The organism is Bradyrhizobium roseum, from assembly GCF_030413175.1.
Taxonomy (GTDB): Bacteria; Pseudomonadota; Alphaproteobacteria; order Rhizobiales; family Xanthobacteraceae; genus Bradyrhizobium; species Bradyrhizobium roseum.
Map to the genome: position 1 here is coordinate 3,752,926 of NZ_CP129212.1, position 12,990 is coordinate 3,765,915.

At 64.4% G+C, this 12,990-nt stretch carries 9 protein-coding genes, 1 tRNA gene and 1 pseudogene; 9 read left to right on the forward strand and 2 right to left on the reverse strand.

What is annotated here, in order from left to right:
- Window positions 1-6: 6 nt before the first annotated feature.
- From QUH67_RS18025 to QUH67_RS18040, 4 genes and pseudogenes are all read left to right on the forward strand, one after another.
- On the forward strand, window positions 7-504 hold the full coding sequence (locus QUH67_RS18025) for a FixH family protein (RefSeq protein WP_300940134.1): 498 nt from the start codon (window positions 7-9) through the stop codon (window positions 502-504).
- Window positions 505-572: 68 nt separating this feature from the next.
- Window positions 573-2,765 carry a heavy metal translocating P-type ATPase gene (locus QUH67_RS18030; protein WP_300940135.1) on the forward strand — a complete coding sequence of 731 codons (2,193 nt, stop codon included), beginning with the start codon at window positions 573-575 and terminating at the stop codon, window positions 2,763-2,765.
- Window positions 2,765-2,959: a cbb3-type cytochrome oxidase assembly protein CcoS gene (gene ccoS / locus QUH67_RS18035; RefSeq protein ID WP_300940136.1), complete on the forward strand. Its 195-nt coding sequence runs from the start codon at window positions 2,765-2,767 to the stop codon at window positions 2,957-2,959. The genes QUH67_RS18030 and ccoS overlap by 1 nt, the downstream gene beginning before the upstream one ends.
- Before the next feature lie 1,293 nt (window positions 2,960-4,252).
- Window positions 4,253-4,702, forward strand: a pseudogene (locus tag QUH67_RS18040) (integrase core domain-containing protein); the annotation flags it as partial.
- A gap of 259 nt (window positions 4,703-4,961) precedes the next feature.
- On the opposite strand, the gene QUH67_RS18045 reads toward QUH67_RS18040, so the two are convergent.
- Window positions 4,962-5,051: transfer RNA gene (locus tag QUH67_RS18045), tRNA-Ser, on the reverse strand.
- A gap of 863 nt (window positions 5,052-5,914) precedes the next feature.
- On the opposite strand from QUH67_RS18045, the gene QUH67_RS18050 reads away from it, so the two are divergent.
- Entirely contained in the window at window positions 5,915-6,835 is a 921-nt protein-coding gene (locus QUH67_RS18050; protein WP_300940137.1) for a septal ring lytic transglycosylase RlpA family protein, read from the forward strand.
- A gap of 64 nt (window positions 6,836-6,899) precedes the next feature.
- Here QUH67_RS18050 and QUH67_RS18055 read toward each other — a convergent pair whose 3' ends face one another.
- Window positions 6,900-7,841: an alpha/beta fold hydrolase gene (locus QUH67_RS18055; protein ID WP_300940138.1), complete on the reverse strand. Its 942-nt coding sequence runs from the start codon at window positions 7,839-7,841 to the stop codon at window positions 6,900-6,902.
- A gap of 166 nt (window positions 7,842-8,007) precedes the next feature.
- On the opposite strand from QUH67_RS18055, the gene QUH67_RS18060 reads away from it, so the two are divergent.
- From QUH67_RS18060 to metG, 4 genes are read left to right on the forward strand one after another with little or no spacing between them, the layout of a single operon-like run.
- Window positions 8,008-9,270, forward strand: coding sequence for a D-alanyl-D-alanine carboxypeptidase family protein (locus tag QUH67_RS18060; RefSeq protein WP_300940139.1), 1,263 nt, complete (start codon window positions 8,008-8,010; stop codon window positions 9,268-9,270).
- Window positions 9,271-9,272: 2 nt separating this feature from the next.
- On the forward strand, window positions 9,273-9,959 hold the full coding sequence (tmk, locus tag QUH67_RS18065; protein ID WP_300940140.1) for a dTMP kinase: 687 nt from the start codon (window positions 9,273-9,275) through the stop codon (window positions 9,957-9,959).
- Window positions 9,956-10,996 carry a DNA polymerase III subunit delta' gene (locus tag QUH67_RS18070; protein ID WP_300940141.1) on the forward strand — a complete coding sequence of 347 codons (1,041 nt, stop codon included), beginning with the start codon at window positions 9,956-9,958 and terminating at the stop codon, window positions 10,994-10,996. Before tmk ends, QUH67_RS18070 begins: the two co-directional genes overlap by 4 nt.
- Window positions 10,997-11,048: 52 nt before the next feature.
- The gene (metG, locus tag QUH67_RS18075; RefSeq protein WP_300940142.1) at window positions 11,049-12,986 is read left to right on the forward strand and encodes a methionine--tRNA ligase; all 1,938 of its coding nucleotides are present in this window, start codon (window positions 11,049-11,051) and stop codon (window positions 12,984-12,986) included.
- The last annotated feature ends 4 nt before the right edge of the window (window positions 12,987-12,990 follow it).

Consider the following 12,990-nt stretch of genomic DNA (forward strand, 5'->3'; position numbering starts at 1 on the left):
GTTCACATGAGCCAGAAACGCGCGATACGACCGATCACCGGACGCATGGTGTTCTTCATGGTGGCGGCGTTCTTCGCCGTCGTGATCGGGGTCAACCTCGTCATGATGCGCCTGGCGATCCAGACCCTGCCGGGCACCGAAGTCGACAGCGCCTACAGCGCCAGCCTCGCCTATGCCAAGGAGATCGCCACCGCCCGCGACCAGAGCGCACGCAACTGGAAGGTCGATGCCCACGTCGAACGCAGCGGGCAGGGCGGCGCCATGTTGCAGGTCGAGGTGCGCGACAGTGCCGGTCAGCCGATGTCCGGGCTGACGTTCCAGGGCCGGTTCGAGCGACCGACGGATCGCCGCGCCGACCGGCCGGTCGCACTCGCGGAAACGGGGATCGGCATCTATCGCGGCAGCGCGGAGACGGTCGCGCCGGGCCAATGGGATCTGGTGCTCGAAGGCGTTGCCGCGGGGCAGCGGCTGTTCCTGTCGAAGAACCGCGTCGTGTTGAACTAGAGCCTGATCCGGAACAGCGGGAACCGTTTGCCCGAAGCGATCATGCTCAAACAGAAGAAGGCCAGATCATGCAGGCGGCGCGAGACTTTTCACATTACGTCCGGCATCTCGACTCCGGGCTGTCGCATATCGACCTGGCGGTCGAGGGCGTCAGCTGCGCCGGCTGCATGTCGAAGATCGAGCGCGGACTTTCGGCGCTGCCCGATGTGACGCTGGCCCGCGTCAACCTGACCGACCGCCGGGTGGCGCTGGAGTGGAAACAAGGCACGCTGGACCCGGCGCGGTTCATCGACCGCCTGGCGGAGCTCGGCTACAAGGCCTATCCTTTCGAGCCGGTTCGTGCCGAAGCGGATGAGACCGCGCAGGCAAGCTTCCTGCTGCGCTGTCTCGGCGTCGCCGCCTTTGCCGCGATGAACGTCATGATGCTGTCGATCCCGGTGTGGTCGGGCAATGTCGGCGACATGATCCCGGAGCAGCGCGATTTCTTCCACTGGCTGTCGGCGCTGATCGCCTTGCCGGCGGCGGCCTATTCCGGGCAGCCGTTCTTCAAGTCGGCCTGGCGCGCCTTGCGGGCGCGCGCCACCAACATGGACGTGCCGATCTCGATCGGCATCGTGCTGGCGCTCGGCATGTCGGTGGCCGAGACGATCAACCACGCCGAACATGCCTATTTCGATGCCGCGCTGATGCTGCTCGCCTTCCTGCTGGCCGGTCGCTACCTCGACCAGAGCATGCGCCGCAAGACCCGCGCGGTGGCCGGCAACCTCGCCGCGCTCAAGGGAGAAACCGCGACGAAATTCATCGGTGGCGACGAAATTAGCGTCGTGCCGATCGCGGCGATCGCTGCCGGCGACATCGTGCTGCTGCGTCCGGGCGAGCGTTGTTCTGTCGACGGCGCCGTGATCGAGGGGCACTCCAAGATCGACCAGAGCCTGATCACCGGCGAGACATTGCCGGCGAAGGCGGGGCCGGGGACTCTGGTCTATGCCGGCACGCTCAATTTGTCGGGCACCTTGCGGGTGCTTGTATCGTCGGCGTCCGAAGGCACGCTGCTGGCGGAAATCAGCCGGCTGCTCGACAACGCCGTACAGGCGCGCTCCCGCTACGTTCAACTCGCCGACCGTGCCTCGCGGCTCTATGCCCCCGTGGTGCATGCGGCGGCGCTGCTCACCATGCTGGGCTGGGCGGCGGCCGGCGCGAGCTGGCACGACGCCATCGTCACCGCGATCGCCGTGCTCATCATCACCTGCCCCTGTGCGCTCGGGCTGGCGATCCCCGCGGTGCAGACCGTGGTTGCCGGCGCCATGTTCCGGACCGGCGTGCTGCTCAATTCCGGCGATGCCATCGAGCGGCTGGCGGAAATCGACCGTGTCGTGTTCGACAAGACCGGCACGCTGACCTTGCCGGAGCTCGACGTCACCAATGCGGCCGACATTCCGAGCGACATGTTCGAACTTGCCGGGCGGCTGGCGCTGGCCAGCCATCATCCGGTCGCCGCCGCCGTGGCGCGGGCCTCCGGTGCAAAGACGCCGTTGGCCGACATCGAGGAGATCGCGGGCGAGGGCGTGAAGGGCGTCGTCGACGGAATCGAGGTGCGGTTGGGCCGGCCGTCGTTCTGCGATGCGGACCAGATCGCCCAACACATCCTTGGCAGCGATCCCGAGGCTTCGGTGGTCGCGTTCCGTCATGGCGAAACGCGGCATGTGTTTGCGGTGCGGCAGCGTCTGCGCGCCGATGCGGCCGGCGCCATCGCCACGCTTCGCAAGGCCGGCATCGAGGTCGAGATCTTGTCGGGCGACCGCGAGGAAGCGGTACGCCATGCCGCCGAGACGCTCGGGGTCCGTGAATGGCGCGCGGGCGTCACGCCGGCCGACAAGATCGCCCGCATCGAGAATTTGAAGCGGCAGGGTTTCAAGGTGCTGATGGCCGGCGACGGCATGAACGACGCGCCGGCGCTGGCCGCCGCCCACGTCTCGATGTCGCCGGTCAGCGCCACCCATCTGAGCCAGGCGACCGCCGACCTGGTGTTCCTCGGCGACCGCCTCGCGCCGGTCGTCACCGCGATCGGATTTGCGCGAAAAGCGCTGCGGCTTATGCGGCAGAACCTGTGGCTGGCCGCGGGCTACAATCTCCTGGCCGTGCCGCTTGCGATCGCAGGCCTGGCGACGCCGCTGGTCGCCGCCGCCGCGATGTCCGGTTCGTCGCTGCTGGTGATCCTGAACGCATTGCGTGCCCATCGCGGCACGCGGGAGCTTGGCTGATGGAAGTCCTGGTCTTCCTCGTACCCTTGGCACTCGCGCTCGGCGGCCTCGGGCTGATCGGCTTTCTCTGGTCGCTCAAGAACGGCCAGTATGACGACCTTGAAGGGGCGGGCTGGCGCGCCATCGCCGATGACGAGCCCGCTTCCTCAAATTCTCCCCCGGGTCGCCTGGAGCCGGACATACGGACGCCATAGGGTTCCAATACCCAGTTCCCTGTGAGACGGCGTTGCGCCGGGAACCCGCTTGGGATCGAGCGTGGTTGCGATGCAAAAACTGTTTTGCTTTCAACCAGAACGAATCTGGGCGAAGTTTAACAAGCGACATTTCATCGGGGACGCGCATGGATGTTGTGGAGTTCATCATCTACGGGGCGCTGTCGCTCTGGGGCCCGCCGATGCTGTTGACGGCGTACCTGCTGTCGCCAATCAAGTCGAAGCAATGAAGTGACGGCCGTGGGTGGTAGTGGCATTGAAGCTGCCCACTCAACCTAGCTCAATCGTCGAGGCCGTTTCGAGGTGACTCCGGTTTGACGCCGAACGCGCCAACTTCCGCCAAGAATCAGACCCAGCCTGAACACGCCATTTTCGGGAGCGAGCCCCGTGGTGGTGATGGCCCGGCGCATGTCGTCCGGAACCTGTCGTGCGCCGGGCCGACAAAATTGGTGCGATCGACCGCTCGGTCTGACGCGCGCCGCCAAAGCCGCTTCTTCATCGCAGCCAAGGGCCGCCAATAGAAAGAGCCGCCCGGGCGGTCACCGGACGGCTCATTTCCGCAACTGCCGGTTCGCGACCGGTTCCATTGCCTGATTTCGGCGAGGCCGCGCGCTGGCTCCGGCCTCTAATCGTTCGGGTATTTTGCCCCGCGCGACTGACCACGATAGTAATCGATAAAATTTTAACGGCAATCGAAACGGAGAATTAAGGTTACCAGGGCGCCGGACTAAGGGTGGGGACTCGCAGGCGCAACGAACATCGTGCCCAACCCGCAACCGGCTTTATCGCTCGACACCTGTCGCCAGCAGATCTGACGTTGCAGGTCACGTGACTCCGCGAGCAAAACCCGCCGGCGCATGTGTGCGGCTGAAAGTGCGTTGGAAACGACAATATCCGACTCAAGACGCGACCGATGCGCGCGAAGAAACTGCGATATTTCATCACCAGCAGGCGGTGAATGGCGATCCGGTCAACGCCGGGCGCATCATTGCAAAGTGCGGACGTGTCGGCTGATTGGCCTGATACGGCTGGCGGACAGGGAGCGATAAAGACGCCGTGAAATGGCGTCATCTGATTTCCTGCCTGGAATGTTTGCCCACGACCCGTCCGTGGGTATGCCGTCGCAAGCTCTTGGATCGTCGCGGTGCTCACGACAGTAATCCGACAAGCGCGCCAAGTTTAGCTTTGCTCCGCCCATGATCAGCGCCACAGCGCCGCCGAACGAATAGCCCATCATCCCGACCCGCTTGGAATCTATGTGAGCGGAAAAACGCTCGTCTGAAATTGACCCTTAAGAAAGAGGCGACCCGACCGCCGGGCTTCAACAGCCTGCAGCAGCAGGACCGCTTCGATGCCTTTGTCCGCGAGTTCAATACGGAAAGACCGCACGAGGCGCTCGACATGAAGTGCCCTGCCGAGTTCTACACCGCCTCAACGCGCGTCTATGCCGGCTCGCCAGACCTGACCTACCCCTTCCACGATCGTGACGTCGTCGTTACCGCTTGCGGGCGGCTCTGCCTGCATCGCAAGAGGATCAACATCTCAACCGTGCTGGCCGGACAGAAGCTCGGCATCAAGGAAGTCGACGAGGGCATTTGGCTCATCAGCTTCATGCACTACGATCTGGGATACTTCGACCTGGAGCAAAAGACCTTGCAACCCCTCGATAACCCATTCGGCCCGAAGCCCGTCACCGATGTCCCCGGTACGACATCGCCGCTCTGACCGAGAGGCACTCTTGCTCATTGTTGGCATGGCGGCCATTTGCTTGGCCGCGCTGAACGGTCACCCCCCGAAGCCCGAAGGGGCGCGCCTTCGGCGCGCGGGGTTGACGGCGAACGCGCGTGCCGAGCAATAACGGGCCCGCGCCATGAAAGCGTGTGGAGTGACCCTGCAACCCTCGACAACCCGTTCGGCACGAGGTTGTCACCCATGTCTCAGGTACGACCTGTTACCTATGTGTCCGGGCTGGACAGGGATTTTCTGGCGGAAGGGGTGGGATTCGAACCCACGGTACCCTTGCAGGCACGCCGGTTTTCAAGACCGGTGCCTTAAACCACTCGGCCACCCTTCCAGCTCAGGAACTTCAGTCGGTTAGCGTAGCGCTCGTCTGAACGCAATGCGAACGTGGCCCCGACGGCAACATCTCATCGTTTTTGGGGAAGCTCGCCGGGCTATCGCCGGCCGCTGATCGGCATCTTCGTCCACGTGACGGGGAGGGGGCACAGTCCGAATCATCCCGGCACAGCGCCGCAGACAACAGCAGAAACCTCGTTAGCCGAACGCCACTGCCAGCAGACTCGAACACAGCAACACGAGGCTGGCCGTGGTCAGGGCAAGAAATCCGTTGGAGACAATGTCGTGGCTGCGCATGTTACACCTACCACCGAAATGCTCGTCCGAATTCATTAAAGCTTTCGGAATCATTGGCCGGAACTGCCAATCTTATTTCGCTGCAAGCTCTCTGGGCGCCCGAGGCAATTCCCGACCGCCAGCCGTTCAAACCTCAAGCCCTGGAACGATAGCCTTCAAATGCATGAGCCAGGAAAATGCCCGCGCTCACCAGGCCCATCAATGTTGTAACCGTCTCGATCATCGCACAAATCCTTTGCGCCCCCGCGCAATCCACAGAACGACTACAGCCTTGCACAGTCAAAAAGATTCAAAGGCCGGAATCGAGATCGGCCATGAGTGATGATTTGCTGCAACAGATTTGCGGATACACCGTGTATCGCCCCGTAGTTCAACGGGGCTCATGGCAACCATTCGTTCACCACGCGGGTGCAGATCGTTCACGATGCAACGTCGCTCCCCATTTCCGCCGTGTTCCGGTTGCGATATCTTCACGACGTGATGCGGGTGGGGCCGCATCGGTGGGGTAAAGGCCGTAATGCTTCGACGTAGGCAGCCGGCCGCTGAACATGGTAATTGGGGACGATGGGGAATCGACGGACCATAACGATCGTCCTTGCGGCGCGTGCAACCGCTACCGTTGCAACTTGCCTGCTGCTCGCCAACTGCGCCTCGTCGGAAAAATTCGCCAGCCGAGTCGATCCCAAATACGGCGTCTCCTCGAGCCCCCGCGTGGTGGCGCTTGGCGAGAACGTTCCGAAGGGGGGCGGGACCTACCGTATCGGCAAGCCCTACACCGTCGCCGGCCGGGTCTATGTGCCGGAAGAAGACCCTAACTACCGCGCCGAGGGCATGGCCTCCTGGTATGGCGATGATTTTCATGGCCGGCTGACCGCCAATGGCGAGATCTTCGACATGACCTCGCTCACCGCCGCCCATCCGACCCTGCCGATCCCGAGCTACGCCCGCGTCACCAATGTGAAGAACGGCAAGTCGCTGATCGTACGGGTCAACGACCGCGGCCCCTACCATGGCAACCGCCTGATCGACGTTTCGAACAAGGCCGCGGAACTCCTTGAATTCAAAGCAAATGGCGTCGCCAAGGTCCGCGTCGAGTATGTCGGCCGGGCGCCGCTGGAGGGTTCCGACGACCGCCAGCTGCTGGCCACGCTGCGCACCGGCGAGCCGGCGCCGTCGCCATCCACGGTCCGGGTCGCTTCGGCTCAGCCGTTTGTGCCCGAAATGCCGTCGTCCGTGGGCCGCATCCGGGGCGAGGTTCCAATGCCGGAGGGCCGGCCCTACAACCTCGGCAACGGCTCGGCCGACTACGCCTCGATCCATGCGACCTCGGAAATGTCGGCCTCCAGCCGTTCACGGGGACGCGCCGCGCAAAATCCCCGCGCTGTGTCCTACGAGAACGACGCCAGCTATGCCCCGAGCCAGGCTTATCTGCCGGTCGGTCCGCGGGGACAAAGCGAGGTCCTCAGCGGACGCGGGCTGTACTAGCCGCCAAGCCCCAGATCGTCGTTTTTCTCGTCATGCCCGGAACAAGCTCGGACATGACGGAGAATTAGCCCCTCAGGAACGCGATCAGGGCGGCGTTGACCTCGTCGGGGCGCTCCTGCTGGATCCAGTGGCCGGCCCCGTCGACAATGAGCTTCTGCCGCAAATTGGGCAGCACGCGCTCCATTTCGTTGACCAGTTTGGCGCCGATCAGCCCGGTAATGACGCCATCCTTCGATCCCGCAATGAAAAGGGACGGCTGGTGGATCTGCGCACCCTGCCATGGCGCGGTCAGTTCCCAGTTGCGGTCGATGTTGCGATACCAGTTCAGCCCGCCGCGGAAGCCGGACTTTTGATAGATGGTCGTGAAATAGGCCAGATCAGACTCGGTCAGCCAGGCCGGCAACGGCCTGGTCGGATCCGCGCCCGCGAGGAAGCCGCCCTCGTTCACGAATTGATGGGCGACCGGGTCGGAGAAGCCGCGCCCGGCCAGCACGGTTCGCATGGTGGCGGCGACATCGCGCTCGAATTCAGCCTCGGCCACTCCCGGCGGCTGGAAGTACTGCCAGTAGAAATTGGTGATGCCGTTGTTCCGCAGGGTTTCCAGCGGCAGGCCGCGGCCGCGGGAAGGAGGGGGAACGCTGAGGCCCGCGACCCTGGTGAAGATATCCGGCCGGAACATCGCCGCGTGCCAGGCGACCGGCGCGCCCCAGTCGTGGCCGATGATGACCGCTTGCTTTTCGCCAAGCGCCGCCACCAGGGCGACCATGTCGCCGACATTGTGGAAGAGGGTGTAGGCGGCCACATCCGCCGGCGCGCTGGTCCGGCCGAAACCGCGCATGTCGGGGGCGACGACATGGAAGCCGGCGGCCGCGATCGCCGAAATCTGATGCCGCCAGGAATAGGACAGTTCGGGCCAGCCGTGGCAGAGCAACACCAGCGGGCCCTGTCCTTCTTCGACGACAAAGAACTCCAGCCCGTTGGCGGAAATGGTCCGTGAGGATGACATCGCGTTTCCGCCCTGTTTTACGTGTTTTGTCGACAAGGTTTGCAGCACTACCACGATACGTTCCTTCGTCCGGCGCCGCAATCCGATCGACCCCGGGACAATCCAAAGCCCCGTGTTGTTTGCGAGACTCCCAGCTGTTAGAACGCAGGAATTCAGGACATCGCCGATGGCAGCCGAGACTTCCGTTTCCCGCACATCCGCCGCCGCGGCCTTCATCCCGTGGCGCGGTCTATTGGCCGCCGCGGTCGCGCTCGCAGTGGGTTGGGGCGGGATCGTCTATGCCGCCAACAACAGCGTGCAGGGCGCGCCGAAGAAGGAAGACGGCGGCTTTGACGGCGATGCGCCGACGGCCATCCTGATCGAGGCATCGAGCGGCAGCGTGCTGTTCGAGAAGAACGCCGACGAATTGCGGGCACCGTCCAGCATGCTGAAGCTGATGACGGTCGAGGTGGTCTTCAACGCCATCAGGGAAGGCAAGGTCAAGCTGACGGACGAGTACCGCATCAGCGAGAACGCCTGGCGCAAGGGCGGCGCGCCGGCCGGCGGCTCGACGATGTTCGCCATCCTCAACAGCAAGGTGCCGGTGGACGACCTCCTGAAGGGCGCCATCATCCAGAGCGGCAATGATTCCTGCATCGCGCTGGCCGAGGGCATGGCCGGCAACGAACGGATCTTTGCCGCCGACTTCATGACCAAGCGGGCGCGCGAACTGGGCATGACGAAGTCGACCTTCGGCAATTCCAACGGCCTGCCGGACCCTGCCAACCGGATGACGGTGCGCGAACTGGGAAAGCTCGCCCGCCACCTGATCCTGACCTATCCGGACATGTACAAGCTGTTCGGCGAACGGGAATTCATCTGGAACAAGATCCGGCAGCAGAACCGCAATCCGCTATTGAACTCGCTCACCGGCGCCGACGGGCTGAAGACCGGCTACACCAAGGAGGGCGGCTACGGCATGGTCGGCTCTGCCGTGCAGAACGACACGCGGCTGATCGTCGTCATCAACGGCCTGGAAGACCCCGACGATCGCGCCTCCGAAGCCAAGAAGATGCTGGAATGGGGCTTTCGCAATTTCGAGACGCGCACCCTGTTCGCGGCCAACCAGCAGGTCGGCTACGCCAAAGTGTTCGGCGGCGAAAGCCGCTCGGTGAAGCTGGCCAGCCCCCAGCCGATCAAGGTGATGGTGCCCAAGAACGGCAGCGAGAAGCTGATCGCGCGCATCGTCTATAACGGTCCGGTGAAGGCGCCGGTGCAGGCCGGCCAGCCGGTGGGGCACGTCAAGGTGTGGCGCGGGGCCAATATCGCGGTAGAGGCGCCGGTCTATGCCGCCGAGGCGGTCGGCACCGGCTCGACCATGCGCCGCGCGATCGATGGCGCCAGCGAACTCGTCATCGGCATGTTCCGCGCGAGCGCGGAGAAGCTCTGAGCATGAACCAGCAAGCGCCGCGGCGGCCTTCCGGACGCGGAAAATTCATCACGTTCGAAGGCGGTGAGGGGTCCGGAAAGTCCACCCAGATCAAGAAGCTCGCCGAGCGCCTGGGGACGGCGAAGCGGCGCGTCATCGTTACCCGCGAACCCGGCGGGTCACCGGGTGCCGAGATCATGCGACACCTCGTGCTGTCCGGAATGGGAAAGCTGCTGGGACCGGAGGCGGAGACGTTGCTGTTCGCTGCCGCCCGCGACGATCACGTTCGCACCGTGATCCAGCCCGCATTGAGCCAGGGAACATGGGTGTTGTGCGACCGCTTCTCGGATTCGACCCGCGCCTACCAGGGCCGCCTGGGGCAGGTCGCGCCGGGCGTGCTCAACGCCATGCAGCGCGTCACGATCGGCGATCTCAGGCCGGACCTGACCGTCATTCTCGACATCCCGGTCGAAGTCGGCCTGCAGCGCGCGGCGGCCCGCCGCGGCAGCGGCGCTCCGGACCGGTTCGAGTCGGAAGACCTGCAATTCCATCAAGAGCTGCGCGATGCCTACCGGCAGATCGCCGCCGAGGACCCGCAGCGCTGCGTGCTGATCGACGCCAACGCCGATGCCGATGCGGTCGCTGCCCGCGTCTGGACGGCATTGCGCGATCGTGTGCTCGCGGTCCCGAGCCCGGCGGGGACCGCATGAGCGCGCGCAAGGTCGAGCAGGAAACGGCGGTCAGGCACGCCAGAGAAACGGCCGATCTGTTCGGCCACCGCGAGGCCGAGACAGCATTGCTCCATGCCTATCGCAGCGGGCGAATTCCGCACGCCTGGCTGATCGGCGGCCCGCAAGGCATAGGCAAGGCGACGCTGGCCTATCGCATGGCTCGCTTCGTGCTCGCGCATGCCAATCCCATGTCGCCTGTGGTGCAGCGCGCCGAGACGCTGGCGCTCGATTCGGGCGATCCCGTTGCGCGCCAGGTCACCGCGGGCGCACATGGCGGATTGCTGGTGCTGGAGCGAGGCTTGAACGATCGCGGTGTGATGCGGACGGTGATCACCGTCGACGAGACGCGGGAGACGATTTCGTTTTTCGGCTCGACCGCGGCGGTGGACGGCTGGCGCGTCTGCATCGTCGACACCGTCGACGAACTCAACCCGAATGCCGCCAACGCGCTGCTCAAGATCCTCGAAGAGCCGCCGCAGAAATCGCTGTTTCTGCTGGTCAGCCATTCGCCGGCGCGGGCCTTGCCGACGATCCTGTCGCGCTGCCGCAAGCTGCCGCTGCGACCGCTCGCGACCGACGACGTCGTTCGCGCGGCCTCGGCAGCCGCGGGCATCGCGCCTGATGATCCGGCGCTGGCCGAGGCGGCCGACGCCTCGGAGGGTAGCGTGTCCCGCGCGCTGACCTTGCTCGGCGGCGACGCGCTGAAGCTGCAGCAGAAGACCGCGGCGCTGCTGGCGACGCTGCCGCAGGTCGATCCGCGCGAGCTGCACGCGCTGGGCGAGGCGCTCGGCACCAGCGACCGGGTGGCGCTGGCGGCGTTCGTCGACGGCATCGATCGCTGGATCGGCGAAAAGCTGCGGACCGGCGACGCCAACGCCAACCTGCCCCGCCTTGCACGGCTCGCTGAGGTATGGGAAAAGATCGTCCGCGCCGCGCGCGACACCGAATCCTATAATCTGGACCGAAAACCTCTGGTTTTCTCGGTGTTTGGCATGCTCGCGGAAGCGACGCGGTAACGCTCAATCCGACAATTGTCCCTGATATCGTTGCGTTGAAAAGGAATTCGTGGTGGCGAAGGCTGGAAAGAAAGCGTCGAAAAAGAAGGCGAAGAAGGCCCGCAAGTCGCCGCCCGTACGCGCGAGCAAGAAGGCCGCCAAGAAGTCCGGCAAGAAGCGCGCCGTCAAAAAGGGCGCAGCCAAGAGAGTCGTGAAGAAGGCCAAGAAGGCGCCGAAGAAAGCCGCCGGCAAGGTCGCGAAAAAGTCTGCCAAGAAGGCCGCCAAGAAAGTAACTCCGAAGGCCGCCAAAGAGCCGGCAAACAAATCCGCGCGCAAGACGAAGAAGCCGCAGCCGGCCCCCCCGCAAGAAGCGAGCCCGGTCGTATGGGCCATCGCGGCGGCCGTCGACCGCGCAAGACCGGCCACACCGCCTGCAAAACCCGCTCCCGCGGTGCCGCCGGTCGTCGCCGCCGAGCGCAACACCTATTACATCACGACCGCGATCGCCTATCCCAATGGCGTCCCGCACATCGGCCACGCCTATGAGGCGATTGCGACCGATGCGCTGGCGCGGTTTCAGCGGCTCAACGGCAAGGATGTGTTCTTCCTGACCGGCACCGACGAGCACGGCCTGAAGATGGTGCAGACCGCCGAGAGCGAGGGATTGGCCGTCGCCGAACTCGCCGCGCGCAACGCCGGCCGGTTCCGGGAGATGGACGAGCGGCTGAATGTGTCGTTCGACCGTTTCATCCGCACCACGGAGCCTGATCATCACCGTTCGGTCCAGGCGGTCTGGGACCGGATGCAGCAGAATGGCGACATCTATATCGACACCTATGCCGGCTGGTATTCGGTGCGTGACGAGGCCTACTACGCCGAAGAGGAAACCGTCGTCGGCGACGACCAAGTGCGCCGCGGGCCGCAGGGTTCGCCGGTCGAGTGGGTCGAGGAGAAGAGCTACTTCTTCAAGCTGTCCGCCTATCAGGACCGCTTGCTGGCGCTGTACGAGAGCCAGCCGGACTTCATCGGCCCGGATTCGCGCCGTAACGAAGTCATCAGCTTCGTGAAGGGCGGCCTGAAAGACCTCTCGATTTCGCGCACGACGTTCGACTGGGGCGTCAAGGTGCCGAACGATCCTGAACACGTGATGTATGTCTGGGTCGACGCGCTGACCAACTACATCACCGGCGTCGGCTTTCCCGACGAGAGCGCGGACAAATGGCGCTACTGGCCGGCGGACGTGCACATCATCGGCAAGGACATCATCCGCTTCCACGCGGTGTACTGGCCGGCGTTTTTGATGTCGGCCGGCATCCCCGTGCAGAAGCGGGTCTATGCGCACGGTTTCCTGTTCAACAGGGGCGAGAAGATGTCGAAGTCGGTCGGCAACGTCGTCGATCCCTTCAATCTCGCCGACCAGTATGGCGTCGACCAGGTGCGCTATTTCTTCCTGCGCGAGGTGCCGTTCGGTCAGGACGGCAACTACAACCATGAAGCCATCGTCGCGCGGATCAACGCCGACCTTGCCAACGGTCTCGGCAATCTGGCGCAACGTTCGCTGTCGATGATCGCCAAGCAGCTGGGCGGCGTGCTGCCGGAGCCGGGCGAGTTCACCGCCAACGACAAGGAGATGCTGGCGGAAGCGGACGCCATGCTGGCCGCGTCGCGGACGGCGATGGCGAGCCAGCAGATCCATCAATGGCTGAACGTGATTTGGTCCGTAGTCGCGGAGGCCGACCGCTATTTCGCGGGCGAGGCACCTTGGGCACTGGCCAAGACCGATCCGGCGCGGCAGAAGACCGTGCTGTATGTGACCACGGAAGTCGTGCGGCAGATCGCGATCCTGACCCAGCCGGCGATGCCGGAGGCCTCAGCCAAGCTGCTCGACAGCCTCGGTATCCCTGAGGACGCGCGCGACTTTGCTGCGCTCGGCAAGCGCATCGCGCCCGGCGTGACCTTGCCGCCGCCGGTCGGCGTATTCCCGCGCTATGTCGAACCAAAGATGGATTGAGCCG